This is a genomic window from Pseudomonas sp. 1928-m (assembly GCF_029269135.1).
Taxonomy (GTDB): domain Bacteria; phylum Pseudomonadota; class Gammaproteobacteria; order Pseudomonadales; family Pseudomonadaceae; genus Aquipseudomonas.
In genome coordinates, this window is sequence record NZ_JARIXO010000001.1 from 1,399,446 (window position 1) to 1,423,197 (window position 23,752).

25 protein-coding genes and 1 pseudogene are annotated in these 23,752 nt (G+C 58.6%); 9 read left to right on the forward strand and 17 right to left on the reverse strand.

The window, feature by feature from the left end:
• Positions 1 to 92: 92 nt before the first annotated feature.
• From rlmF to P3C18_RS06255, 8 genes are all read right to left on the reverse strand, one after another.
• On the reverse strand, positions 93 to 1,112 hold the full coding sequence (gene rlmF / locus P3C18_RS06220) for a 23S rRNA (adenine(1618)-N(6))-methyltransferase RlmF (protein WP_275960986.1): 1,020 nt from the start codon (positions 1,110 to 1,112) through the stop codon (positions 93 to 95).
• Positions 1,113 to 1,175: 63 nt separating this feature from the next.
• Complete coding sequence (locus tag P3C18_RS06225; protein ID WP_275960987.1) at positions 1,176 to 1,736, reverse strand: VTT domain-containing protein; 561 nt, start codon at positions 1,734 to 1,736, stop codon at positions 1,176 to 1,178.
• A 15-nt stretch (positions 1,737 to 1,751) separates the two neighbouring features.
• Entirely contained in the window at positions 1,752 to 2,048 is a 297-nt protein-coding gene (locus tag P3C18_RS06230) for a winged helix-turn-helix domain-containing protein (protein WP_275960988.1), read from the reverse strand.
• Positions 2,049 to 2,095: 47 nt separating this feature from the next.
• A complete protein-coding gene (gene nhaD / locus P3C18_RS06235; RefSeq protein WP_275960989.1) occupies positions 2,096 to 3,469 on the reverse strand; it encodes a sodium:proton antiporter NhaD in 1,374 nt (457 codons plus the stop codon).
• A 212-nt stretch (positions 3,470 to 3,681) separates the two neighbouring features.
• Positions 3,682 to 5,145 (reverse strand): Na+/H+ antiporter NhaC, encoded by a 1,464-nt coding sequence (gene nhaC / locus P3C18_RS06240; protein ID WP_275960990.1) that lies wholly within the window; start codon positions 5,143 to 5,145, stop codon positions 3,682 to 3,684.
• 186 nt (positions 5,146 to 5,331) lie between these two features.
• Positions 5,332 to 8,163: a valine--tRNA ligase gene (locus P3C18_RS06245; protein ID WP_275960991.1), complete on the reverse strand. Its 2,832-nt coding sequence runs from the start codon at positions 8,161 to 8,163 to the stop codon at positions 5,332 to 5,334.
• A gap of 182 nt (positions 8,164 to 8,345) precedes the next feature.
• Positions 8,346 to 8,741 (reverse strand): DNA polymerase III subunit chi, encoded by a 396-nt coding sequence (locus P3C18_RS06250; protein WP_275960992.1) that lies wholly within the window; start codon positions 8,739 to 8,741, stop codon positions 8,346 to 8,348.
• A gap of 9 nt (positions 8,742 to 8,750) precedes the next feature.
• Positions 8,751 to 9,170: a DNA polymerase III subunit chi gene (locus P3C18_RS06255; protein ID WP_275960993.1), complete on the reverse strand. Its 420-nt coding sequence runs from the start codon at positions 9,168 to 9,170 to the stop codon at positions 8,751 to 8,753.
• 289 nt (positions 9,171 to 9,459) lie between these two features.
• Between P3C18_RS06255 and P3C18_RS06260 the strand changes: the two genes are divergently transcribed.
• Positions 9,460 to 10,389 carry a transposase gene (locus tag P3C18_RS06260; protein ID WP_275960994.1) on the forward strand — a complete coding sequence of 310 codons (930 nt, stop codon included), beginning with the start codon at positions 9,460 to 9,462 and terminating at the stop codon, positions 10,387 to 10,389.
• A gap of 254 nt (positions 10,390 to 10,643) precedes the next feature.
• Here P3C18_RS06260 and P3C18_RS06265 read toward each other — a convergent pair whose 3' ends face one another.
• Positions 10,644 to 12,134, reverse strand: a complete 1,491-nt coding sequence (locus P3C18_RS06265; RefSeq protein ID WP_275960995.1) for a leucyl aminopeptidase — start codon at positions 12,132 to 12,134, stop codon at positions 10,644 to 10,646.
• A gap of 143 nt (positions 12,135 to 12,277) precedes the next feature.
• Here P3C18_RS06265 and lptF point away from each other — a divergent pair, with 143 nt between their 5' ends.
• Entirely contained in the window at positions 12,278 to 13,399 is a 1,122-nt protein-coding gene (gene lptF, locus P3C18_RS06270) for an LPS export ABC transporter permease LptF (protein WP_275960996.1), read from the forward strand.
• Complete coding sequence (lptG, locus tag P3C18_RS06275; protein WP_275960997.1) at positions 13,392 to 14,453, forward strand: LPS export ABC transporter permease LptG; 1,062 nt, start codon at positions 13,392 to 13,394, stop codon at positions 14,451 to 14,453. Before lptF ends, lptG begins: the two co-directional genes overlap by 8 nt.
• A gap of 136 nt (positions 14,454 to 14,589) precedes the next feature.
• On the opposite strand, the gene P3C18_RS06280 is transcribed toward lptG, so the two are convergent.
• Together P3C18_RS06280 and P3C18_RS06285 are read right to left on the reverse strand one after the other, a co-directional pair.
• Positions 14,590 to 15,084 carry an RDD family protein gene (locus P3C18_RS06280; RefSeq protein WP_275960998.1) on the reverse strand — a complete coding sequence of 165 codons (495 nt, stop codon included), beginning with the start codon at positions 15,082 to 15,084 and terminating at the stop codon, positions 14,590 to 14,592.
• A gap of 102 nt (positions 15,085 to 15,186) precedes the next feature.
• The gene (locus P3C18_RS06285; protein ID WP_090248782.1) at positions 15,187 to 15,399 is read right to left on the reverse strand and encodes a cold-shock protein; all 213 of its coding nucleotides are present in this window, start codon (positions 15,397 to 15,399) and stop codon (positions 15,187 to 15,189) included.
• Positions 15,400 to 15,872: 473 nt separating this feature from the next.
• Here P3C18_RS06285 and P3C18_RS06290 point away from each other — a divergent pair, with 473 nt between their 5' ends.
• From P3C18_RS06290 to P3C18_RS06315, 6 genes are all read left to right on the forward strand, one after another.
• Positions 15,873 to 16,139 (forward strand): hypothetical protein, encoded by a 267-nt coding sequence (locus tag P3C18_RS06290; RefSeq protein ID WP_275960999.1) that lies wholly within the window; start codon positions 15,873 to 15,875, stop codon positions 16,137 to 16,139.
• Positions 16,140 to 16,496: 357 nt separating this feature from the next.
• Positions 16,497 to 16,946, forward strand: coding sequence for a hypothetical protein (locus P3C18_RS06295; RefSeq protein WP_275961000.1), 450 nt, complete (start codon positions 16,497 to 16,499; stop codon positions 16,944 to 16,946).
• A complete protein-coding gene (locus tag P3C18_RS06300) occupies positions 16,900 to 17,577 on the forward strand; it encodes a BRCT domain-containing protein (protein ID WP_275961001.1) in 678 nt (225 codons plus the stop codon). The genes P3C18_RS06295 and P3C18_RS06300 overlap by 47 nt, the downstream gene beginning before the upstream one ends.
• 49 nt (positions 17,578 to 17,626) lie before the next feature.
• Positions 17,627 to 18,175, forward strand: a complete 549-nt coding sequence (locus P3C18_RS06305; protein ID WP_275961002.1) for a hypothetical protein — start codon at positions 17,627 to 17,629, stop codon at positions 18,173 to 18,175.
• A gap of 176 nt (positions 18,176 to 18,351) precedes the next feature.
• A complete protein-coding gene (locus P3C18_RS06310; RefSeq protein WP_275961003.1) occupies positions 18,352 to 19,638 on the forward strand; it encodes a hypothetical protein in 1,287 nt (428 codons plus the stop codon).
• 29 nt (positions 19,639 to 19,667) lie between these two features.
• Positions 19,668 to 19,835, forward strand: coding sequence for a hypothetical protein (locus P3C18_RS06315; protein WP_275961004.1), 168 nt, complete (start codon positions 19,668 to 19,670; stop codon positions 19,833 to 19,835).
• Between the two features lie 394 nt (positions 19,836 to 20,229).
• Here P3C18_RS06315 and P3C18_RS06320 read toward each other — a convergent pair.
• The 6 genes and pseudogenes from P3C18_RS06320 to P3C18_RS06345 all read right to left on the reverse strand — a co-directional run.
• Positions 20,230 to 20,565: pseudogene (locus P3C18_RS06320) on the reverse strand (tyrosine-type recombinase/integrase); the annotation flags it as partial.
• Between the two features lie 255 nt (positions 20,566 to 20,820).
• Positions 20,821 to 21,429, reverse strand: a complete 609-nt coding sequence (locus tag P3C18_RS06325; protein ID WP_275961005.1) for a hypothetical protein — start codon at positions 21,427 to 21,429, stop codon at positions 20,821 to 20,823.
• Between the two features lie 81 nt (positions 21,430 to 21,510).
• Positions 21,511 to 22,365, reverse strand: coding sequence for a hypothetical protein (locus P3C18_RS06330; RefSeq protein ID WP_275961006.1), 855 nt, complete (start codon positions 22,363 to 22,365; stop codon positions 21,511 to 21,513).
• A 152-nt stretch (positions 22,366 to 22,517) separates the two neighbouring features.
• Complete coding sequence (locus P3C18_RS06335) at positions 22,518 to 22,766, reverse strand: helix-turn-helix domain-containing protein (protein WP_275961007.1); 249 nt, start codon at positions 22,764 to 22,766, stop codon at positions 22,518 to 22,520.
• Complete coding sequence (locus tag P3C18_RS06340) at positions 22,767 to 22,976, reverse strand: AlpA family transcriptional regulator (RefSeq protein ID WP_275961008.1); 210 nt, start codon at positions 22,974 to 22,976, stop codon at positions 22,767 to 22,769.
• 102 nt (positions 22,977 to 23,078) lie between these two features.
• Positions 23,079 to 23,750, reverse strand: coding sequence for a hypothetical protein (locus P3C18_RS06345; RefSeq protein ID WP_275961009.1), 672 nt, complete (start codon positions 23,748 to 23,750; stop codon positions 23,079 to 23,081).
• Positions 23,751 to 23,752: the final 2 nt, after the last annotated feature.

Genomic DNA, 23,752 nt, shown 5'->3' on the forward strand with positions numbered 1-23,752 from the left:
TAGCCCGGATGCAATCCGGGGCGTTTGCTGGCCGCAAGATCCGCTCCCGGATTGCATCCGGGCTACGTGCAGCGCGCTCTCACGTTGCCAGCCTACGACCAGCGGGCTGTGCGCCAGGCCTGCTGCTGTTCCGCCGTCTGAAAGGTCCAGGCAACAAAACGGCTCTGCTTCTGGCCCTGGGCCATTTCCACGGTTTGTACCTGGAGTGCGCCGGCTTTCTTCAACTCGCTGTAAACGCCCGGCAGGTTGCCGGCCTTGGAGATCAGGCTGCTAAACCACAGCACCTGCTGACCCACCGCGACACTTTCCTTGATCAGTTGGCTGACAAACGCCGCTTCGCCACCCTTGCACCACAGCTCTGCCGCCTGGCCGCCGAAGTTCAGCACCGGCAGTTTGCGTTTGGGGTCGAGTTTGCCGAGGTTGCGCCATTTGCGCTTGCTGCCGCTGCTGGCTTCTTCCGCGCTGGCGTGGAAAGGCGGGTTGCACAGGGTCAGGTCGAAGCGCTCATCGCTCTGTAGCAAGCCCTGGAAGATATGCGCGCTGTCGCGCTGCTGGCGCAGCTCGATGGCCTCGCCCAGGCTCGGGTTTGACTGGACGATGGCTTTGGCCGAGGCGATGGCACTGGCGGCGATGTCTGAGCCGAGAAACTGCCAGGCATATTCGCGGTTACCCAGCAGTGGGTAGATGCAGTTGGCGCCCACGCCAATATCCAGCGCGCGCACCTTGGCACCGCGCGGTATCTCGCCGCCATTGCTTTTGGCCAGCAGGTCGGCCAGGTAATGCAGGTAATCGGCGCGCCCCGGAATCGGCGGGCACAGGTAATCCGCCGGAATATCCCAATGACTGATGCCATAAAACTGCTTGAGCAGTGCGCGATTGAACACCTTGACCGCTGCCGGGTTGGCGAAGTCGATGCTCTCATTGCCATAAGGATTGATGATCACAAAGGCCGCCAGCTCCGGGCTGGCCTTGATCAGCGCGGGAAAGTCATAGCGCCCCTGATGACGGTTGCGTGGGTGCAACTGGCCCTTGGCTGCGTCGGGCTTACCTGCAGCAGGTTTGCCAGGCGCAGGGCGGGGTTTACGGTTGGGGCGTTTCGGCGGCAGGGACATGGCAGGCGGATCTGAGGCTCGGGGCGCGGGATTTTCCCACAGCTGGGCGCGGGTTGCTCGTTGCTAGGCGATATTCAGCCACATCGCCAGATAATCAAAGAACAGGCAATACAGAGCAATCGGCAGCGGCAGGCCGAGCAGGGTGCCAAGCAGATAGATGCGAAAGCGTACGTCAGACAAGGCTAGCGCGTAGTTCAGCGCCGGCATGGTCTGAAACAGCATGCGTAGGCTGATGATGCTGGCCAGTGGGTGGCGATCAAGACCGTTAAGCAGGCGCTGCGCCAGGGAGTTGTCTAACTCGCGCAGGGCGTTACCGCCCAGATAGCGAATGGTGATGTAGGTGACGGTGCAGGACACGCAGGCCGCTACGTAGGTGACGATGCCGCCGTAAAGCCGCCCCAGGGCCAGTACCGCAGCGGCGAGAAATACCCAGCCGGGAATCTGGATCAGATTGCCGAGGGCAAATAGCAGGATAAACAGCAGCAGTCCGACGACCGGGTGCATAAGAATCAACGTCTGCAAGGCATCCAGGCTGAACTGCGCGCGGATGCCCAGGGTTTCGAACAGCACAAACAGGCTAAGCAGAAACACAAGGACCAGCAGTAGGCGGTGGGAGCTGCGCATGGCGGCCTCGGCAGCTTAGGGGTAGCCGAGCACGGCCTTGATTTGCCCCAGATTGGCGGCAATCCACTGTGGATTGATCGCGCCCCAGTCACGAATTTCATAGTGCCCGGCGTTATTGCGTTCACCGCTTTGCTGGGCGAAGGCGCAGTCGATATCCAGCTCGGCCAGGGCGCTCAGGGTGTCCTGGGCGGTGCGCCGGGGCATGCCGGTGGCGGCCATCAGCGCTGGCACGCTGGTGGCGCCGCCGCTGTCGATCAGCCAGGCCACATACAGGCGGCGGTAGAAGCTGCTGCGGGTTTTGCTGACGTCCATAAGGGCTCCTGCGCGAGGCGGTTGCAACAACCGCCGCATTGCCTGACTTACATGGCGAAGAGTGCGATATAGCTCAGGGCCCCGGCGATATAGCCGGCAAAGGCCAGGCCGCTGATGTACTTCACGTACCAGATAAAGTTGATCTTCTCCATGCCCATGGCCGCCACGCCGGCCGCCGAGCCGATGATCAGGCAGCTACCGCCGGTGCCGGCGCAGTAAGCGAGCATTTCCCAGAAGTTGCCGTTGACCACAAAGTTGCTCAGCCAACTGCTTTCGCTACCCGCCAGGGCCAGGGTTTCAGGGCTGACCAGTGGGTACATCTTCATTGCACCGGCGACCATTGGCACGTTATCCACCACGGCGGAGAGCAGGCCGATGGACATGGCGATGGTGTAGACGTTGCCCAGGCTGTCTTTCAGGTAGGTGGCTACATCGATCAGGTGGCCTGCGGTGGACAGGCTGGACACCGCCAGCAGGATGCCGAGGAAGAACAGCACGCTGGTGACGTCGATGCGGCGCAGTACGCCGACCACCGAGAGCGGGTCCTTGTCTTCGCTGTTCTTGCTGCGGTGGATGATTTCAGTGGTGACCCAAAGCACGCCGAGGCCGAACAGGATGCCCATGTACGGCGGCAGGTGGGTGATGGTCTTGAACACTGGCACGAAGATCAACGCGCCGAGGCCCATAACAAACACCAGGTTGCGCTCGAAGGGCGTGGTCGGGTCGCGACGGCTTTCGCGGCTTTGCTTGGGCTTGGGCGGGGTGATTTCACCCTTGAGCACGAAGCTCATGATGGTCAGCGGCACCAGCAGGCAGATCAGGCTTGGGATGATCAGCTTGACCACGATGCCGCTGGCGGTGACCTGGTTACCGATCCACAGCATGGTGGTGGTCACGTCACCAATTGGCGACCAGGCGCCGCCGGCGTTGGCGGCAATCACCACGATGCCGGCATAGAACCAGCGCTCCTTCTGGTCGTCGATCAGTTTGCGCAGCAGCGAAATCATCACGATGGTGGTGGCCAGGTTATCCAGCGCCGCCGAGAGGAAGAAGGTGATTACGCCCACCAGCCACAGCAGGTGCACGCGCTTGTTGGTGCGGATGCGGTCGGTGATGACTTTGAAGCCTTCATGGGCGTCGATCAGCTCGACGATGGTCATGGCGCCCATCAGGAAGAACAGGATCTCGGAGATTTCGCCCAAATGATGGCGCAGCTCTTCGGTGACGTGATGGTCATTGCCACTGGCGCCAGCGGTGGCGGCGCCAATCAGCGGCAGAATGCTGTCCGCGCCGAGTACCAGCAGAGTCCAGCAAATTACTGCAGTCAGGATGGCCGACGCGGCTTTATCAATTTTCAGGGGGTGTTCGAGGGCGATACACAGGTAGCCGAAGACGAAGGTCAGTGCCATCAACGCGTACATGATCAGAATTCCAGATTCAGGGCTTTTTTATTGAGTTGGAGGTGCCAGAGGCATCTAGATGCGCCGACGAAGATGCCTGATTTGCGTGGAAATTGGCAGCGGATTTATCGCCAGGTCAGGCTGCGTGCTCGTTCGCGGGCTAATTATGGGCGCGCGGTTAGCCCTGGTGCGCCCAAACTACGCGGTGCTGCGCAGTTCGGGCGGGCCTGAGCTCAGGCCTGCGACAGGTCGTCGCGTTCGGCGTGGGCCGGCACAACGGGCTGCGGCGGGAAGATAAATGCCAGGCAAATCGCCAATAGCGGCATCAGCAGGTTGAAGAAGCAGTACGGCAGGTAGCTCAGGGTCGCCACGCCTAGAGTGGCGGCCATATAGGCGCCGCAGGTGTTCCACGGCACCAGCACCGAGGTCAGGGTGCCGCCGTCTTCCAGGGCGCGCGACAGGTTGACCGGGGCCAGGCCGCGTTTCTCGTACTCGGCGCGGTACATGCGGCCCGGCAGCACCAGGGCGATGTACTGGTCGGCGGTGATGATATTGGTGCCGATGCTGGTGGCAATGGTACTGGCGATCAGGCTGCTGGTGCTTTTCGCCAGGTGCAGGGTGCTTTGCAGCAGGCGTTGCAGCAGGCCGAGCTTTTCCAGCACGCCGCCAAAGCACATGGCGCAGATAATCAGCCACACGGTGGTGAGCATGCTGGCCATACCGCCCTTGGACAGCAGGCCGTCCAGCGCCGGGTTGCCGCTGCTCGATTCATAACCGGCGAACAGCGCGCTCCACACGGTCTTCAGCGGCGCCAGGCTGCCGGCAGCCGGATCGGCCAGGCGCGCCATCACCTCGGGTTGAAACACCACGGCGAACACGCCGCCGAGCAGCGCGGCGACAAACACTGCCGGGAAGGCTGCCCACTGGCGCACGGCAAGAAACAGCAGCAGGGCCACCGGCAGCAACAGGTGCCAGCCCAGGCTGAACTGAGCTTCCAGCGCCTGCAGCACTTCGGCGATACGCGCGGTGTCGTGGCTGTTGCTGGCTTGCTGGCCGAGAACGAAGAAAATCATCAGGGCAATCAACAAGGCCGGTGTCGTGGTGCGCAGCATCAGGCGGATATGCGCGAACAGATCCGCCCCGGCCGCGGCGGGCGCCAGGTTGGTGGTGTCCGACAGCGGCGAGAGCTTGTCGCCAAAGTAGGCGCCGGAAATGATCGCCCCGGCGGTAATCGCCGGGTCCAGCCCCAAACCGGCGGCCACGCCCATCAGGCCGATGCCCAGGGTGCCGGCCACCGTCCAGGAGCTGCCGATGGACAGCGCGGTGAGGGCGCAGATCAGGCAGCTGGTGACGTAGAAGTATTCCGCCGAGATCAGCTTGAGGCCGAGCCAGATCATGGTTGGCACGGTGCCGGCGAGAATCCAGGTGCCGATCAGCGCACCGACCGCCAGCAGAATCAGGTTGGCCTTCATCGCCATATGGATGCCGGCGAGGATGCCTTCCTCGATCTGCGCCCACTGCAGGCCATTCTTCAGGCCGACCAGGCCGGCGACAAAGGCCGCGCTCATCAGCGCGATCTGGTTTGGCCCGCTGGAGGAGCTGTCGCCGTACAGGTAAACGGAAAGGCCCAACAGCAGCACCAGTACGCCAATCGGCAGCAGAGCATCGAGCAGGGAAGGGGAGCGTGTATCAGTCATGGGTGTACCGGTAAATCAGGTGAACCGTGGGAGGGGCTTCAGCCGCGACTTTGCTGTTAAAGCTCGCGGCTACGACTGCATGGATGCAGGAGGTAGAGCGAAGCAGGACGCCAGAGCCGAAAGCCCCTCCTACAAAAAAAGAAACCCGCGCCGATTAGGGCGCGGGCTGCGGGTGTTGCCAGTGGATCAGAGTGCGGCGATCTTGCCGCGCTGCTCAACCATCTTGCTCAGGGCTTGCTCGGCCTCGGCCAGTTTGGCGCGCTCTTTATCGAGCACTTCGGCTGGCGCCTTGGCGACGAAGCCTTCGTTGCTCAGCTTGCCACCAACGCGCTGCACTTCACCGCTCAGACGGGCGATTTCCTTGTCCAGGCGCGCCAGCTCGGCGTCCTTATCGATCAGCCCGGCCATTGGCACCAGCACCTGCATATCGCCAACCAGGGCGGTGGCGGACATCGGAGCTTCTTCGCCCGCTTCCAGCACCCGTACCGACTCCAGCTTGGCCAGCTTGTTCAGCAGCGGCGCGTTGTCGGCCAGGCGGCGCAGGTCTTCGGCGCTGGCGTTCTGCAGGATGATATCGATGCGCTTGGCCATGGAGATTTTCATCTCGCCACGGATCTGCCGCAGGCCGAGCATCAGCTGCTTGACCCACTCGATATCGCCTTCGGCGGCGGCATCAATGCGGCTTTCATTGGCCACCGGCCAGGCTTGCAGCATGATGGTGTCGCCGCTGACGCCGGCTTGCGCCTTGATGCGCTGCCAGATTTCTTCGGTGATAAACGGCATAAACGGATGGGCCAGACGCAGTGCCACTTCCAGTACACGTATCAGTGTGCGGCGGGTGCCGCGCTGGCGTTCGATTGGCGCGGTTTCGTCCCACAGCACGGGCTTGACCAGCTCCAGGTACCAGGCGCAGTACTCGTCCCAGATAAACTCGTAGAGCGCCTGCGCGGCCAGATCGAAGCGGAAGGCGTCGAGCTGGCGGGTGACTTCGGCTTCGGTGCGCTGCAGCGACGAGATGATCCAGCGGTCCACCGAGGACAGCTCGACCGCTTCGCCGTTAATGCCGGTGTCCTGGCCTTCGGTGTTCTCGAGGACGAAGTTGGCGGCGTTCCAGATCTTGTTGCAGAAGTTGCGGTAACCCTCGACGCGGCCCATATCGAACTTGATGTCACGACCGGTGGACGCCAGCGCCAGGTTGGTAAAGCGCAGGGCGTCGGTGCCGTATGCGGCGATGCCCTCGGGGAACTCGGCGCGGGTCTGCTTGGCGATTTTCTCGGCGAGCTTGGGCTGCATCATGCCGCTGGTGCGTTTTTCCAGCAGCTCGTCCAGGGTGATGCCGTCGACGATATCCAATGGGTCAAGCACGTTGCCCTTGGACTTGGACATCTTCTGGCCCTGACCGTCGCGCACCAGGCCGTGTACGTACACGGTCTTGAACGGAATCTGCCCGGTCAGGTGGGTCGACAGCATGATCATCCGCGCAACCCAGAAGAAGATGATGTCAAAACCGGTGACCAGCACGTCGGTCGGGTGGAACGTCTTCAATTCGTCGGTCTGCTGCGGCCAGCCGAGGGTGGAGAAGGTCCACAGGCCGGAGCTGAACCAAGTGTCGAGGACGTCTTCGTCCTGGCGCAGGTTGGCGTCGCCAAGGTTGTGTTCAGCGCGCACTTCAGCTTCGTCGCGGCCGACATAGACGTTGCCGGCATCGTCGTACCAGGCCGGGATGCGGTGGCCCCACCAGAGCTGGCGGCTGATGCACCAGTCCTGGATATCGCGCATCCAGCTGAAGTACATGTTCTCGTACTGCTTGGGCACGAACTGGATTTCACCGCTCTCGACCACGGCGATGGCTTTCTCGGCCAGCGGCTTGGTGCTGACATACCACTGGTCGGTCAGCCACGGTTCGATGATGGTGCCGGAGCGGTCGCCTTTCGGCACTTTCAAGGCGTGGGCGTCGATGCTTTCCAACAGACCTGCGGCCTCGAAGGCGGCGACGATCTGCTTGCGCGCCTCGAAACGATCCAGGCCGGCGTATTCGGCCGGCAGGCTGCAATCGATCTGGCTGTTGACGCTGCCATCGACATTGAATGCCTGGACCTGTGCGAGCACGGCGGCGTTCTTGTCGAAGATATTCAGCAGCGGCAGGTTGTGGCGCTTGCCGACTTCATAGTCGTTGAAATCGTGGGCTGGGGTGATTTTCACGCAGCCGGTGCCGAACTCAGGATCGCAGTAATCGTCGGCGATGATCGGGATACGGCGGCCAACCAGCGGCAGCTCGACGAAGGTGCCGATCAGGGCTTGATAGCGTTCGTCACTCGGGTTTACCGCGACGGCGCTGTCGCCAAGCATGGTTTCCGGGCGAGTGGTGGCGACGATCAGGTAATCCTTGCCGTCTGCGGTTTTGTTGCCGTCGGCCAGCGGGTAGCGCAGGTTCCACAGGCTGCCTTTCTCGTCGTGGTTTTCCACTTCGAGGTCGGAGATCGCAGTGTGGAACTTGGTGTCCCAGTTGACCAGGCGCTTGCCGCGGTAGATCAGGCCGTCTTTGTGCAGGCGCACGAAGGCTTCTTTCACCGACTCGGACAGGCCGTCGTCCATGGTGAAGCGCTCGCGCGACCAGTCCACCGAGCTGCCCAGGCGACGGATCTGCCGGGTGATGGTGCCGCCGGACTGTTCCTTCCACTCCCAGACTTTCTCCAGGAATTTCTCGCGGCCCAGGTCGTGACGACCAATGCCGTCGGCAGCCAGCTGACGCTCAACCACCATCTGGGTGGCGATACCGGCGTGGTCGGTGCCCGGCTGCCACAGGGTGTTGCGGCCCTGCATGCGGCGGAAACGGATCAGCGCATCCATGATCGAGTTGTTGAAACCATGGCCCATGTGCAGGCTGCCGGTGACGTTCGGCGGCGGGATCATGATGGTATAGGGCTCGCCCGAACCTTGTGGGGCGAAATAGTTGTTCGCCTCCCAGTTCTGGTACAGGGCGGTTTCAATGGCGTGCGGCTGGTAGGTCTTGTCCATGCGCGGCGGGACCCTTATGACGGCTAGACGGAAAAGCCGGCAAGTATAGCGGGGATGGCACCTGTGGCGTAAGGCCGGGCGTGGAACGGCTGACTGGTGGGCGTAAGGCTTATGGAGTTACTTGTAGCCCGGTGTAATCCGAGATCACGACCTCCCGGATTGCGCTTAGGCACTACGGGCGGCTATCTGCGCGGCGGCAGCAAGCGAGTCAGGCGCGCATCCAGGCGGCGTTTTAGCTCGGCCTCGATCTGCGGTACGAAATCGTCGATCACATCCTGCAGGATCAACTGGGCGGCGGCGCGCAGTTCGCTGTCCAGGCGGTTCAGTTCGCTGTCGCGGCTAACGCTCTGGCTGACGGTTTCACGCAGGGTCTGCGCAATCTGCGGCTTGCGCGCAGGATCTTGCGCGGCGGCTACGGGTGGCGGGGTAACGATTTCCGAGAGCAGGGGGATGCTGTCCGGGTCGAGCGTATCGATCAGCAGCGGTGGTTCGAGGTTTTCATCGCCCAGCAGTTGGCGGATCGACTCCAGGTCGTTCAGCAGTTGGGCAGGTTTTTGCGGCGGTTTTGGGGTGTCCATGGTGTGCTGCTAGAGTTCGACTCGTTTGGGATCATACCCGCGCTGCCGGTAGCTGCGGAAATTCTCCCGGCAGGCGGTCAGCAGGTTGGGTTCCTGGTTGACGATTTCAATCACCCGGCTAAAGCGCTCGACCTGCGGTGAAAGGGTGCTGCCGAGGTTGATCAGCACGCCTTGAGCGCTGCTGGGTTCTTCGTCCAGGCCAATCACCACCGGTGCTTGCGCGTCATCCTGGTAGAGGCTGTGCGGCACAAAGCTTTCAGCCTTGAAGCGCCACAGCAGCTCATCCACTTCGGTGCATTGCTGCGCATCGCTGCCGCGCAGAAACACCGGCAGGCCGGCGCGCCAGGCTTTCATCGCCAACTGGCAGGCCGCGCGCAGGCGGTCGCCCGGCACGGTGGTGGAGAGTACATAGAATTCTATTCGGGGCATGGCGGCACGCTTTGGCGTTATTTGCAGGAGCGGCTTGCTGACAGGCGTGCAGCTTACCAGTCAATCGCGGTCAAGACCGCTTGTGTCTTGCCCCCACGATAAAATTGAGATGAGAGCGACGGACAGCAAGCTGAGTGGCCGGTGTGCCTAAAGCACGTGTAGGAGCTCAAGCTGCTGTCCGTCCGTCTCTGGCCTTAAGCCCGAACAGTTGAACGAGGCCCATCTCGAAATGCACAAGCGTGGGCTATGACCAGAGTGCTCTCCTTATCGAGTGTAGGAGGGTATAGAAATGACTTCATGGGTTGGTGTCGACATTTCCAAAGCCACGCTGAGCATTTCAGTTCGTCCGCAAGGCGTAGCATTTGATACGTCCAACGATGCTGAAGGTCATCAATTGCTGCTGAATTACTTGTCTGCCTGGACGGTAGAGCGGGTACTGATGGAGGCGACAGGCGGTTACGAGCGCGCGGTTAAAGCTCGACTGCAAAGGGCTGGCTACTCAGTGGTTTGCATCAATCCACGCCGAGCAAGAGCCTTCTCCACAGCGATGGGGAAACTGGCCAAAACCGATCCCATTGATGCAGCTGTCCTGGCGCATCTGGCACAGATAATCCAAGCCCCCGACAGTCAGGTTTTATCTGAAGAACAGGAGATACTGCGTGACCTGGTCCAGCGCCGTGAGCAACTAGTCCAGCAACGTGATGACGAGCGTCGGCGCAAAGCCCAGGCTCACTCGCCTAAGGTGCAGGAAAGCTTGGAGACGTGCATCAAGCACCTCAAGGAACAGATCAAATTACTCGAGAAAGAAATCGCACAAATGGTGGCCCAGGTCGATGAAGCAAAGGCCATGCGATTACAGAGGGTGACAGGTATCGGCCTGATAACGGCGGCAAGCATGCTGGCCTATCTGCCGGAACTGGGGCAGCTCAATCGTAAGGAAATCGCCGCGTTGGTAGGAATAGCGCCTTATAACTGCGACAGCGGGCAACAGAAAGGAAAGCGTCGGACGCAAGGAGGCAGAGCCTCCGTCCGGCGCATTTTGTACATGGCGACGTGGTCAGTTGTGCGTTACCAGTCCGACTTTAATGCGCGTTACTTGGCACTGCGTGAGCGAGGCAAGTGTGCAAAGGTTGCATTAGTCGCCTGTATGCGAGTGCTGGTGGTTCGATTGAATGCCATGATCCGCGATGATGCCGAGTGGCGACAAACGGCCGGTTAAGACAGTTGCTCCTACAATGCGCCTGGGGCGTAGAACCTGTTTCGGGTCTCGCGAGCTAGAGCGAGACAAGGCGCTACGTTAGTAACAGCCTTCGGCTGGTCAAAATGGCCGAGGAGCGGAGTTTACGAGCTGTAAATGAGCATTACTCGTTTCACTCGCCCTTCGGGTCGCGCTAAAGCGCGTTAGCCGCAAGCGGCTTCCAAGGCCATTTTTAACGCCGTATCGCCGACGCGCAGCAGATCCGATGCAGGTTCTCAGGCGTTGCTGCGATCCAGCAAGTACTGCGTCAGCATCGGCACTGGACGACCGGTAGCACCTTTGTCCTTGCCGCCACTGATCCAGGCGGTGCCGGCGATATCCAGGTGCGCCCAGTTATAGGCCTTGGCAAAGCGCGAGAGGAAGCAGCCAGCGGTGATGGTGCCGGCTTTTGGCCCGCCAATATTGGCAATGTCGGCGAACGGGCTGTCCAGCTGCTCCTGGTATTCGTCATACAGCGGCAACTGCCAGGCGCGGTCGTCGGCGGTGAGGCCGGCGCCGAGAATCTGCTGCACCAGTTCGTCGTTGTTGCCCATCAGGCCGGACACATTACTGCCCAGGGCCACGATGCAGGCGCCGGTGAGGGTGGCGATGTCGATCACCGCTTGCGGCTTGAAGCGCTCGGCATAGGTCAGGGTGTCGCACAGCACCAGACGGCCTTCGGCGTCGGTGTTGAGGATTTCCACGGTCTGCCCGCTCATGGTGGTGACGATGTCGCCTGGGCGAGTGGCACCGCCGCTCGGCATGTTCTCGGCACAGGCCAGCAGGCACACCAGATTGATCGGCAGTTGCAGTTCCAGCACGGCCTTGAGGGTGCCGAATACGCTGGCGGCGCCGCACATGTCGTACTTCATCTCATCCATGCCGGCAGCCGGCTTGATGCTGATGCCGCCGGTGTCGAAGGTGATGCCTTTGCCGACCAGGGCGTAGGGCTTCTCGGATTTCTTGCCGCCTTGGTAATGCATGACGATCATGCGTGGCGGCTGGTCGCTGCCCTGGGCCACGGCGAGGAAGGCGCCTGCCCCCAGTTCCTTGAGCTTCTTCTCGTCGAGAATTTCGACTTTGAGGTTCTTGTAGGCCTTGCCCAGGTTTTTGGCTTCTTCGGCGAGATAACTCGGGTGGCAGAGGTTCGGCGGCAGGTTGCCGAGGTCCTTGGTAAAGGCCATGCCAGCCGCAATCGCCTGGGCGTGCGTGCTGGCGCGCTCGGCGTCGGCCAGGTTGGCTTTGTCGGTGAGCAGGGTGAGCTTCTTCAGTGCGCCGGCGTCGGCCTTCTGGCTCTTGAAGCGGTCGAAGCAGTAGCCAGCGTCGGCCAGGCTTTCCACCATCAGGCGGGTTTTGCCGTAGGTTTCGCGGCCTTTGACCTGCAGCTCGTCGAGCGCGAGTACTGCGTCGCTGCCGCCGAGGCTCTTCAGGTTGCTGTAAACGCTGGTGATCAATTTACGCAGTTGGCGGTCAGACAGTTCGCTGTCTTTACCGGTGCCGACCAGCAGCACGCGCTCGGCTTTCAGGTTCGGCAGGTTGTGTACCAGCAGGGTCTGGCCGACCTTGCCGGCCAGGTCGCCGCGCTTGAGCAGAGCGCTGATCGCGCCAGCGCTGGCGGTGTCGATGGCCTTGGCGGTTTCGCCGAGTTTTTTGCCCTCACCAACAGGGATAACCAGGGTGGCGGTTTTTAGTGTTTCTGGGCGTGCGCTTTTAACAATAAATTCCATTACGTGGTGTCCCCAAGACAAGGCGTCGGTATTGCAGGATAATGCCGGCTATTTTTCGATGGTTCGCCAGTTGGGCGAGCCGGCAAGCAGTGCGGCTAGTTTGATCTTAGCCGCCTGAGCCTGACAACCCTGGAGTGTCTGGTTTGATCGTCTTCCGTTATCTGTCCCGTGAAGTGTTGTTGACCCTGAGTGCCGTAAGCGCGGTGCTGCTGGTCATTATTATGAGTGGCCGCTTTATACGCTACCTGGCCCAGGCGGCGCAGGGGCTGCTCGACCCTGGGGTGCTGCTGATGATCATGGCGTACCGAATTCCCGGCTTCCTCCAGCTGATTTTGCCGTTGGGGCTGTTCCTCGGCATTCTCCTGGCCTACGGGCGGATGTACCTAGACAGCGAGATGACTGTGCTGTCGGCCACCGGCATGAGCCAGCAGCGTTTGCTGACCTACAGCCTGGCGCCTGCGGCCCTGGTGGCGTTGCTGGCCGGCTGGCTGAGCCTGGGCCTGGCTCCACAAGGCGTTGAGCATGTGGCGCGGATTCTTAACCAGCAGAGCGCCATGACTGAGCTGGATACCCTGGTGCCTGGGCGTTTTCAATCGATGAAAAATGGCTCGCGGGTGACCTACACCGAGGAACTGTCCGAAGATCGCGGCTCGCTGGCCGGGGTGTTTATCTCCGAGAAGCAGCTGTCCCGCGAGGGCGACAAGGAGCGTGGTATCTCTGTGCTGGTGGCCGAATCAGGTCGCCAGGAGATTCAGGCCGATGGCAGCCGCTACCTGATTCTGGAAAATGGCTACCGCTATGACGGCAATCCGGGCCAGGCCGATTACCGCGCCATCAAATACGACACTTACGGCGTTCTGCTGCCCAAGCCAGAAGTGGCGGTGGAGGTCACCGACCGCGAGGCGATGCCGACGCGCGAGCTGATTGGCAGCGACAAACCGCGCATGCAGTCCGAGTTGCAGTGGCGCTTGTCGATCCCGGTGCTGGTTTTTGTAGTCACACTACTGGCGGTGCCGCTGTCGCGAGTCAACCCACGCCAAGGGCGCTTCCTCAAGCTGTTGCCGGCCATTCTGCTTTACATGGCTTACCTGGCGCTGCTGATTGGCGCGCGTGGCGCCTTGGATAAAGAGAAGATCCCCGCAGCACTTGGCTTGTGGTGGGTGCATGGCGTGTTCGTATTGATCGGGCTACTGCTGCTTTATTGGGAGCCGCTGCGTTTGCGCTGGGCGGCCCGTCGTGTGGCACAGGAGGTGGCCCGTGGTTAAGTTGGATCGTTACATCGGCGCACAGGTATTTGTCGCCATTCTCGCCGTGCTGGGGATCATTGTTGGCCTGGCGCTGCTGTTTGCGTTTATCGATGAGCTGGGCGATGTCGAGGACAACTACAGCCTGCTCGATGCCCTAGGCTATGTACTGCTGACGGCGCCGCGGCGCATCTATGAAATGCTGCCGATGGCGGCGCTGATCGGTTGCCTGATTGGTTTGGGTTCACTGGCGAGTAACAGCGAACTGACCATCATGCGTGCGGCCGGTGTATCGATCGGGCGGATCGTCTGGGCGGTGATGAAGCCCATGCTGGTGCTGATGCTGGTTGGCGTGCTGATCGGTGAGTACCTCGCGCCCTATAGCGAAAATCAGGCTCAGGCCAGCCGGGCCATGGCCCAGGGCGGCGGTGAAGCGCAGAGCGCCAAGCGCGGTCTGTGGCATCGCCAGGGGCAGGAATATGTGCACATCAACGCCGTGCAGCCCAATGGCGTGCTGCTCGGGGTGACCCGCTATCGCTTCGATGAGCACAAGCGCATGCAGTCATCCAGCTTCGCCCGGCGCGCCCAGTACCAGGGTGATCACTGGCAGCTGGAAGATGTTGCGACCACGCATTTTCGTGAGCGCAGCAGCGAAGTGATTGAGCAGGGCAGTGAGCGCTGGGATGTCGAGCTGACGCCACAGCTGCTTGGCACCGTGGTGTTGTCTCCAGATGCACTGTCGATGACCGGGCTGTGGAGTTATATCCACTACCTGGCCGAGCAGGGCCTGAATAACAGCCAGTACTGGTTGTCGTTCTGGACCAAGGTGCTGCAGCCGTTGGTTACGGCGGCGCTGGTGTTGATGGCGATCTCCTTTATCTTCGGCCCGCTGCGCTCGGTGACCCTCGGGCAGCGCGTATTTACCGGCGTGCTGGTGGGCTTTGTGTTCAAAATCAGCCAGGACCTGCTCGGCCCTTCGAGCCTGGTATTCGGCTTCTCGCCGTTGCTGGCGGTGTTGATTCCTGCCGGTATCTGCGCGCTGGCCGGCGTTTGGTTGCTACGCCGCGCAGGTTGATTCAGGCGTAAAAAAGCCGGGCTGCACACTGGGTGCAGCCCGGCTTTTTATTGCCTGTCATCCAGGGTGGCAACCCTTCGGGCCACCGCTGCACGACGTTAAAAATGGCTCCCGGCCATTTTTTATTGTCTGGCGTTTACTTCTTATGAATGTTCTTCGGCAGCTGAATCACCTGGCTGTCCGAGTAAATGTCATGCCAGCTGCGCTTTTCTTTATCCCAAAGCACCCAGAGAAAGCCCAGGCCTAGCAGCAGCCAGGAGCCGATGGCGACCAGAAAACGCAGCAGCGCCTGCCATAGGCTGATCGCTGTGCCGTCGGGGTTCTGGATACGCAAGCCCCAGACCTGCATGCCTAGGGTCTGGCCGTTGTGCGTCCAGAACTTGGCGAAAAAACCAAACAGGCTGAGAAACAGCACAGTCGAGAGCAAAGGGTCGCCATCCAGCGCGCCAGCGTCAGACATCTGCTTGAGCTGCGCCTCGCCGTAGAAGCCCATCAAGATCAGCTTGTAGATAAAGGTCACGACGATCAGCAGTGCGATGCACAGCAGAAAGTCATAAAACATCGCGGCAAGGCGGCGGATCAGTCCGGCGCTGGGGAATTCACCCTGCGGGCGCAGCAGGTGTTTCGGCATGGTCGGCTCTTTGTGCAGTGGGTGTGTGCGGGTGCAATCTTGCCTTAACGGGCATAAAAAAACCCCTGATGTTGCCATCAGGGGTTCTTCAATGCGGCAGGATTACTCCTGGATCTGTACTTCGTCAGCCTGCATGCCTTTCTGGCCTTGCACCGCGATAAAGCTGACTTTCTGGCCTTCTTTCAGGCTCTTGAAGCCGTTGCCTTGGATCGCGCGGAAGTGCACGAACAGATCCGGACCGCTTTCTGGAGTGATAAAACCAAAACCTTTCTCGTCGTTAAACCACTTGACGGTACCGTTCTGACGATTCGACATGGTGTATTTCCTTGAACCTAGAGTTGATGACAGCCGCTACTCGACATGAGGGACTGAATACTGGTTGCAAGGCGGTGTGCGACGTCGAGCGGGATGTAGCGGATCTGGATGATCTACTGCACCAGGTCACGATTTTCGGCGACCTATGCAAACACAGTGGGAAAACTTTACGTCAACTCCCAGTCAAATGCCAAGCCCTGCAGGGTATGCAGTTGTTGGGCTGCAGGCCGATTTTGCGGCGTGCTGCGGAGTGTTGGAGTATTCCGGGCTACCACCAGCGGATAGCAAATAGGACTGTGGCAGGCTTACCCCGATTGCGCAGATAAGCGCTGCATTGGCCAAGCGTTTGCCTACGACGCCTGCGTCTTCGGGGAGCATTCGGGCGTCCACTTTTCGCGGCTGACCCCCTGTAGGGTTCGATTTACCTCTTGACTGCATGCAGGCTGGAGACTCCAAAACAGGAGAGCTTCACCATGATCAGAATCAAATCCGATTACGAAGTCCCGCGTCGTGCTGGCGAGCATTACCTCGACGAGGTGCCTGGCCCGATCTGGATAGGGAGGCACTTTCGCAGCGATGAACTGTGGGCGTACTTCCGCGGCACTGTTCAGGGCCGGCCATGTGAGATCCGCACCGCGGCGATTCGCGATGACTTTCTATCTGGGCTGGGCAGTACGGATGGATATGGCTGTACCTGCGTCGTCTTGGTTCGAGAGACCATGCTCCGTCAGGTGGCGTGAGTTATCCGCGACAGCGTGACAAGCCAGAGGCCTTGCGGCCTCTGGTTCTTTTTTATCCGCGACACCGGTCCGCTGTGTCGCGGATGGAAAACCGCTACAGCCCAGCAATACCAGGGGTTGTAGCGTTGTTGCGGATGAAACACACCTGAGGCTTAGCCATGGCGGGTACCAGGTGAGTCTGATTCAGCTCTTTCGGTTAGGCACTGAGTTGGCATTTTGCGGGTACTGGTTTTCCGAACAGTGATGGCATAGCAGCTATATCTGTTTATGCTGGGGTAAAGCTCTAGTCAGGCGCAGTCAATCAGTCAGCCTCGGGGCTAGCCAGGACGCACGCTGCAGAAGGACACCGCAAAGCACATGACGACCATTATTCACCGTTCGATCAACGAGCCAGAGCGCACTGATCTAGACTGGCGCGCCGTATGGCAAGGTCCAGATAGTGGGCTAATCAAGTGCTGGGAAACCGGCCGCAAACTCGCTATTCAGAAGCCCGAGCTGGCTGAGTCTTGCAAAGCCGGCGAATTGCCTCCGCTCAACTGGAAAGGCGGCGTCGTTCGCGCGCTGAAGAAGAAGGACAAGATTGGTGCTCTGCACTATCTCGCTCAGTGGCAAGGTCTGCGCGGTGATGATCTTGATGTCGACCTGAATGCCGAAGTAACTCTTACCTGTACCAAGACAGTTATGGTGATCACCTTTACTGGGGATATCACCAAACTTGCCGTTCAGCAAAGCGATACTGACAACGAGGAAGGAGACTCGAATGGTCGACCTACACCAGGAGTTCCAGAACAGCCGCTTTTTTCATGAGGCTCGAATCGACAGGCGTTCAGCTGATGCGCTGGTAGGCTTGGCCGCTGGCATTACCGCAGACGGAATGATCAACCAGCAGGAGGCCGAGTTTCTTGAAAGCTGGATCTCCACCAATCTCGTCCATCTCGATGATCCGGTAGTGAACCTGCTCTATCGCAGGCTGGCTGACATGCTCGCCGACGGCGTGCTTGATGCTGACGAGTCAGCGGAGCTGCTAAGTATGCTGCGTAGCTTCACTGGCCTTAGCGTGGGGAAGCCGCTGCCCAGCGATAACGTCTTCACAGCACCCAACGATTTGCCCTTGTGCAAGCCTGCTCCGGAACTGGAGTGGAACGGCCGGCTATTTGTTTTCACTGGTGTTATGGCATACGGCCCGCGTAAGGAATGTGAAGCTCTTGTGCTTGAGCGTCAGGGGCTGATTGGCTCCGGCGTGAGTAAGAAGATCCACTACTTGGTGGTTGGCAGCATTGGAAATGACCAATGGCTACACAGTACATACGGCACCAAGATCAAGAAGGCCGTTGAGTTGCGTGAAGCTGGTGCGCTGTTAGCGATCGTAAGTGAACAACATTGGCAGAAAGCGGTTTTCGGGCAACCAGACCAATTTAAGACTGGTAACTCACAATAAACACATTGGCCTTAGCCAATTGCATGAGAGCACCGAAGGAGAAAGCAAGATGGAATGGGATTCGGTCGCGTCGATCGCTGCGATTTGCGCACTCGCTTGGTCATACGGATCAGCTGGAGAAGAGCGTAGGGCGCTATTCAGATCATGGGTCTCAGGGAATATCAAAAAGGCCAAGCCAAGCGTTTCCATAGCTCTCGCTAAGCTTGGTCTGTTGGCAGTAGCGATTGGAGCGGGCTTAGTAGCTTGGGGGTCCGGTCAGGAGGTTTACGAGTTTAAAGTTAGCTTGGAGCCAATCACCAGAGGGGAAATTCTCAGGCTCCTCGCCGTGGTCTTCAATACGTTTTCCTACTCGATTGCTTCTCTTGTGTTCGTCATTTCCGTATTCAAATTTCCCAGCCAAACCAAGGCGATTCATGCGCGCCGGCCTGGAGAAATTCTGAAGCTCAAGTTTGATCAGTCTTGCCAGTCGGATGACCTCATAGAAGCGCTAAAGCACGATGGTGTGACTCTCCGGGTGGTAAGTATCAAGCGCGGCAAGGTCCAAGTGGCGGTCGAGGGCCCTGCGGGCGTTACGATTTCCGAAGGAGTAATTGCTTAGAGCAATCTACGAGTGGCATAGGTTTAAGGGGGCTCCTCATAAACCCACGCAACACCACTCCGAAAGAAGAGGAGCGCCTTCTGGATGTGCTGGGGTAGCAGGTTGCGGCGCATTTAGAGCTCTTAGAACTTGAATGAAAGATTGCGTGAACTTTCAGCCATATAGGTAGCCATGGAATGACTGCAGAAATAGCCATCATGAATAGGCACGCTGTAGTGCTAGCCGCGGACAGTGCCACGACCGTCACCAGTTGGAAGGATGGTGCTCAGGAAAGGAGATATTTTAAAGGGGCGAATAAGCTCTTTGAGCTTTCACGAACTGAGCCCGTTGGATTGATGATCTATGGCTCCGCTGGCCTACAAGGTGTGCCTTGGGAATTGGCAATAAAAGCCTTTCGGGAGAGCTTGGGCTCAGAAACACACGATGAGCTGTCAGGCTACGCGGATCATTTTTTTGACTTCGTCGAGCATCATGACAAGCTTTTTACCGCCGAGCAGAAGACAACCTCGCTTATTACGCTAATTGGAGCCGCCTCTTGGCGCCTTCAAACGATTGTTCTTGATTTGCTCGCCACGCATGGGCACGACGCTGAGGGGGCTTCATTAGCTGACTTCCAGCAGGCGATAGACAACGCCGCAAAATCTGTTGCTGCAATGGAGCTAAACAGTCTTTTGACCGAGGCGGATGTTGCCTCAGCTGTGGCAACGCTGGCTGAGGAGTTCCATCGCTCTGTCGGGGAGCACTTACCAATTTTCCTTGGTAAGGATGAACGAGCGAATCTGATACCCGAGTTCACCAAAACTCTTGTGACGCTCGCTGTGAAACAGTTTTGTGACTACGCCGACAGAACCGGCTTGGTAATTGCCGGCTATGGCAAGGATGATTATTACCCTGTCCTAGAGGTTTTCGAATGCTACGGCTTTTTGGGGGATCGCCTGATTTTTAGCCGACAAGAAGCAACTTCTCGGAAGATGGGCCCAAATGCACCGGCAATTATTCAGCCCTTCGCCACCACAAGCATGATTGATACGTTTCGATTTGGCGTTGCTCCAGATGCTTTTGGCGCCGTTTACGAGTCAAGCGTCACTGCGCTGACTGACTTCGCTAAGCAGGTTATGAGTGAGTGCGGTGGTGCCGACAAAATCGATGACGAGAGGCTTTCCACTTTGGTGAGTGATGCGCGTCAGGCACATACTGACGTATGGTTCCAGGAAACGCGGAACCAGCATTTCACTCCGTTATCGAATGTCATACACTCGCTGCCGATTCCTGACATGGCTGGCTTGGCAAAAAGCCTAATAGAGTTAGAATCTCTTAAAGAGCGAGTTACGAAGCCAAGCGAATCAGTCTCAGGGCCAATAGATGTTGCGGTGATCAGTAAATATGATGGTTTTGTGTGGATAGATCGAAAGCATTATTTCAAGCCGGAGTTCAACCCACGTTTCATGAAGAGGCTAAAATGATGGCTCATTCAAAGGATAAGCAGGGCACCATGACTCTTTCCCTCGGAGCTGCAATCGAGCAATCCCTCCAGCTAGAGAATCAGCAGATTAAGCCTGTCAATGCTGCTAAGCCTGGTATGGACTATCGGAAAATGCTGGATATTTTAGACAAAACGCAGACTGCGAAAGAGGTTCAGGCCGCATTCTCGCCGTACTGAATAACCTTCTTTCAAAAACCCCGCGATCGCCGCGGGGTTTTTCATTTCTGGATCTATCTACTCAGCTCGTTGCCTCTGGCGTCTAGGGCATCTCAGCTTGTCAACGCGTCCTTTGACTACGTTTTCTTGCTCAAGCGACTCTAAGTGGGCGGCATACCATTGCATCATCTCGCGGCGCTGCTTCACATGGATAGCTTTGTTGCTTTCTGCGGAAACTCGTCGTGCAGAACCCGCATCGGTACATATCTATTCGCTGTCTCATCAAGCGGTCCAGTGCCCGAACAGGTCGGCGCATTTCGCCGGCTGAATACCCGCTTTTCGCCCAGGCGGGCCAGGCTGGCCGAGTAGCCGTTAAGCCTTCGCTTGATGCCCACCACGTTCCCCCGGTGCGCTGTGCATCGATCGAGTCGGCCCAGGCCTGCATAATCTCTCGGCGCTGTTCCAAGTAGGTGGCGTGGTTGTAAGTGTCGCGAATCTCATCCTGATCCCCGTGGGCGAGCTGGCGCTCGATCCAGTCGCGGTTATAGCCGCGGCCGTTCAGTTCGGTGCTCAGTAGATGGCGGAAGCCATGGCTGGTCTGGCGGTCTTTGTAGCGAATCACCTGCAATGCAGGCTTACCGTCTTTTCGCTTATTTGGCGTCTGGTGTCCTGTGTCTAGCGGGTATTTGCCGGTGATGTCGTGGCGCTTGCGAAGGATGGTTACGGCCTAGCGGGGTAGCGGTACAACGTGCGCACCCTAAGTCTTTTTTGAGCTTGGGTTCTGAGGAGGGGCTGGGCGTGCTTTGAAGTCATTACGACCAGTTTACGGCAGGCAATAAAAAAGGCCTTGAGTCTCAAGGCCTTTCTTCGAGTTTGTGGTGCCCGGGGGAGACTCGAATCAAGCGCTACAGGCTTCGTAATAGATGGTTTGTAGTGTTATGTGGTTTCTAATCTACTCACAAATCTACTCACTTTTTTGTTTGTTGCCCTGCTTTCTGGCCGTTTCCTAGGGGATGATTCCGTCGATTCTTATCCCGAGCTTTTGCATGGTAGTGACGGCATCTGCCATGGCCTTTTCTTCGATGCGTGTGAGCTTTTCGATGCGCTTGGCAAAGGTCGAGCGGTGCATGCCCTTGGGGCGGCTTATGTATTGGGCTGGGTAATCGAATGGCCCGGCATCGCAATTTAATTTATGACGCAGCGCCCAGGCTTGATTGAGTGCTCTATCACCTTTGCTGGCCTGCTGGCACGGGTAGTTCAGCCGCATGCAATAGCGGCACGCAAATACGCTGCCGCTATAGAGCTTAGCCACGCGACGGCCGCAGCACGGGCAAAGCAGCCAAGGGCGTTCCCCGCCAAGGTGGCAGGGCGTCCAGGTAATTGTCACCGGGTAATCATGCTGGGTTGGTTCGCGGCCACGGCTGCGGCTTTGATAGCGCAGGCGCATGCTGTGCAGGCTCTCAATGGCAATGCCGATGCTCGCCACCTTTTCGCCACGTCGCCACCATTCCCATTGAAAAGACGCGCCCGCCCGTAAAAGGTTTTTGCATTTTAGGGCGCTGATATTCAGCGTGCGGTAATCGCTTGTGCTGTCTTTCTCGCGTTGTCTGGCCATCGAGTCGAACCTAAATCAATTGGCAAATTTAGCCTTTAATCATCAGATGCCGCGTTTGAATGGTTGGCGCTTAACCTCGGCTTACGAGGCCGAATCGTAATCAGCGAGCCATTCTTCAACACTCTGCTCTTGTGGGGGTTTGCTTGTAGGTATTGCTTGAAGGGTTCCCGTGTTACCACGTTCCCTTATTACCGTATTACCGCAGTGATTCGCCCCCGTAGTCATAACCGGCTGTACCCCGCATGGCTGCTGGCCTTGAGCAATATCCTTGTAGGGACTGCTTGTCCGTGGCGTGTCCGTGGTCTGTCCGGTTTTTGTCGGTTGATTGTCCAGTGCCATAGCCTGCCGAATTAAAGCGCTCGGTATGTTCAATGCACGCAAACTGCCAGTAGCTAATCGTCCATCATCCCGACCTAGTGTTGGGCTGGCGCTGAATAGGACGTTACGCAACCGGCCCATGTAGTCATGCATAGCGGCTAGACGCTTGAGTGCTATCCCTGTGGACTGCCAGAACTTAGTCAGATGGCTGCCAGGGGCCGCCCTGAACTGCTCTGCCGGTAGTGGGTCGCCCTTTTTTCCGCTGGCAGTATTGCGAGTACGGGTAAGCTCAGTATTGAAAATGGCGTATGCCTCGTCATCAGTCATGACGGACTGAAATTGCAGAGTCAGTCCGGCCGATTTGCGCGGCCCGTAATGCCCTGTTTTGTGACTTTGATAGCGGTAGGCATCCTGCTCAGTGACGCCGAGGATTTGCCGAATTAGCGTTTCGCCGTTGTCGCTCAGCCAGTCAGATGGCACGGCTTTACCGCTCGCCGGAGCAATCACCAGCACGCCACGCTCAATGCTGACAGCATCCCCACGCGCCAGCAGCCACCCCAGTAGCTCGGGGCGCTGCGGCAGAGTGCCAGCGGCATAACCGATGGCGTTCTCTTTCACGTCAGTAGATCCATTGCAAAGAGGTTGGCGGCGAAGGCGCCAGGCCCAAGGCACCCTACTACCGGCCCGAATCTATAAAGCCAGGTGTAGGCTTTTTCCAAGCAAGCCGATCCCGTTGCCGCCAAGTGGCAGCGTTGAAAACTATTCATGGCTTAGTTCCCGTTCTGGGTCAGGTAATAAAGCGCGACGCCGTGGTGGGTGATGCCCTGTTCGTCTATAAGGCTAATTAGATGGCGGCGTATGTCGTGCCCGCTGTTGCGTAGCTCTTTTATTCTTGCAGCGGGCATTAGTATCGAAAGTTCACGGCGAGCGGTGATTGTATCCAGCGGCCCAAGTTGCAGGCGTGCTAACAGGCGGTTGCGTTGCGCGCGGGCGCTGGTGTTTCCGAGGTTATCTTTCATTTAAACCACCTCCCGCTGTGCGGCGAGCGCATCGCACCACTCCAGCACCTCGGCTTCGATCCAAGCCACTGACTTAGGGCCAAGTGTTATTTGTGTAGGGAAGGTGCCGGCGGCTAAACGACGGTAGATTTCGGAAGTTGAAAGACTGGTGTAGTCCTTAACTTTTGGCAGCTTGATAAAGCGGCGCGGGGTGTTGGTGGTGGTTGCCATGGTCGTGTGCCTCTCGGGCTTTGTTGAACACGATTGGCATTGAATAGATTAGCGCTTTGCTTTTGTCCTAGTAGGGTCATTCAATACCCTAATAGGGTTGCGTTATTCCTCCTGGTCTTTAGCAAAGCGAGCCGCTGCGGCTTCTAATTTTTTGGCTATCAGGCCTTTCCCGGTGGGCACTTTCGCCCCGATGGTGTCGGCGTACTGTAATATCAAATCCGCGTCGGCATACGGCTTCTCTAGCCGATACTTCGCTTCGCGCGCCAGCACGTATACCAAACGCTCGAAAGTTGTGCGTTCTCTTGAGTCTAGGGGCTTGGTCGTCGCGTCGGCTGGCGGCTTGAGTAGCTGTGCAAACTCAATCAATTGCTGACTTAGTGCTGGCAAAGCTCTAACCGCTTGCTCAAACTTTACCTCTGCCTTTGCTGTCTTTGCTTCTGCAATCTCTAGTGCCTCGGTCAGCTCGCGTCTGTGTTCTTCGCCAAGCGTGCGCTTGCGGCGCTCATCCGATGCGGCGCGCCTATGCTCTTCGCTATCGTCTATGGCTTGCTGGTGGTGGCGCTCCAGGATGGCGAGCCGGGCGCGTAGCTTGATGTTTTCCTGTTCTAGCGCCAAGGCACGCAACTCTGCGGCCTCCAGCCTCTCACCGGCACTGCTCTCACCTTGCTGGCGCTGCTGGGTTTGGTGCATTTTTAGGTAGCCTGGTTCGCTCCCGGATGGCGTTGCAGTGGGTTCTGTGATGGCGTTGGCGCTGGGCGTACTGCTGGCGGTCATGC

What these genes read in the sequence shown, in the direction of transcription:
- P3C18_RS06340 (WP_275961008.1), bottom strand. Translation starts at nt 22,976, where the DNA reads ATGGCAACCACCACCAACACCCCGCGCCGCTTTATCAAGCTGCCAAAA.
- P3C18_RS06230 (WP_275960988.1), bottom strand. Translation starts at nt 2,048, where the DNA reads ATGGACGTCAGCAAAACCCGCAGCAGCTTCTACCGCCGCCTGTATGTG.
- P3C18_RS06290 (WP_275960999.1), top strand. Translation starts at nt 15,873, where the DNA reads ATGATCAGAATCAAATCCGATTACGAAGTCCCGCGTCGTGCTGGCGAG.
- P3C18_RS06280 (WP_275960998.1), bottom strand. Translation starts at nt 15,084, where the DNA reads ATGCCGAAACACCTGCTGCGCCCGCAGGGTGAATTCCCCAGCGCCGGA.
- P3C18_RS06315 (WP_275961004.1), top strand. Translation starts at nt 19,668, where the DNA reads ATGACTCTTTCCCTCGGAGCTGCAATCGAGCAATCCCTCCAGCTAGAG.
- P3C18_RS06300 (WP_275961001.1), top strand. Translation starts at nt 16,900, where the DNA reads ATGGTCGACCTACACCAGGAGTTCCAGAACAGCCGCTTTTTTCATGAG.
- P3C18_RS06335 (WP_275961007.1), bottom strand. Translation starts at nt 22,766, where the DNA reads ATGAAAGATAACCTCGGAAACACCAGCGCCCGCGCGCAACGCAACCGC.
- P3C18_RS06225 (WP_275960987.1), bottom strand. Translation starts at nt 1,736, where the DNA reads ATGCGCAGCTCCCACCGCCTACTGCTGGTCCTTGTGTTTCTGCTTAGC.
- P3C18_RS06305 (WP_275961002.1), top strand. Translation starts at nt 17,627, where the DNA reads ATGGAATGGGATTCGGTCGCGTCGATCGCTGCGATTTGCGCACTCGCT.
- P3C18_RS06295 (WP_275961000.1), top strand. Translation starts at nt 16,497, where the DNA reads ATGACGACCATTATTCACCGTTCGATCAACGAGCCAGAGCGCACTGAT.
- rlmF (WP_275960986.1), bottom strand. Translation starts at nt 1,112, where the DNA reads ATGTCCCTGCCGCCGAAACGCCCCAACCGTAAACCCCGCCCTGCGCCT.
- P3C18_RS06325 (WP_275961005.1), bottom strand. Translation starts at nt 21,429, where the DNA reads ATGGCCAGACAACGCGAGAAAGACAGCACAAGCGATTACCGCACGCTG.
- P3C18_RS06285 (WP_090248782.1), bottom strand. Translation starts at nt 15,399, where the DNA reads ATGTCGAATCGTCAGAACGGTACCGTCAAGTGGTTTAACGACGAGAAA.
- nhaC (WP_275960990.1), bottom strand. Translation starts at nt 5,145, where the DNA reads ATGACTGATACACGCTCCCCTTCCCTGCTCGATGCTCTGCTGCCGATT.
- P3C18_RS06245 (WP_275960991.1), bottom strand. Translation starts at nt 8,163, where the DNA reads ATGGACAAGACCTACCAGCCGCACGCCATTGAAACCGCCCTGTACCAG.
- P3C18_RS06265 (WP_275960995.1), bottom strand. Translation starts at nt 12,134, where the DNA reads ATGGAATTTATTGTTAAAAGCGCACGCCCAGAAACACTAAAAACCGCC.
- P3C18_RS06260 (WP_275960994.1), top strand. Translation starts at nt 9,460, where the DNA reads ATGACTTCATGGGTTGGTGTCGACATTTCCAAAGCCACGCTGAGCATT.
- P3C18_RS06310 (WP_275961003.1), top strand. Translation starts at nt 18,352, where the DNA reads ATGACTGCAGAAATAGCCATCATGAATAGGCACGCTGTAGTGCTAGCC.
- P3C18_RS06345 (WP_275961009.1), bottom strand. Translation starts at nt 23,750, where the DNA reads ATGACCGCCAGCAGTACGCCCAGCGCCAACGCCATCACAGAACCCACT.
- P3C18_RS06255 (WP_275960993.1), bottom strand. Translation starts at nt 9,170, where the DNA reads ATGCCCCGAATAGAATTCTATGTACTCTCCACCACCGTGCCGGGCGAC.
- nhaD (WP_275960989.1), bottom strand. Translation starts at nt 3,469, where the DNA reads ATGTACGCGTTGATGGCACTGACCTTCGTCTTCGGCTACCTGTGTATC.
- P3C18_RS06250 (WP_275960992.1), bottom strand. Translation starts at nt 8,741, where the DNA reads ATGGACACCCCAAAACCGCCGCAAAAACCTGCCCAACTGCTGAACGAC.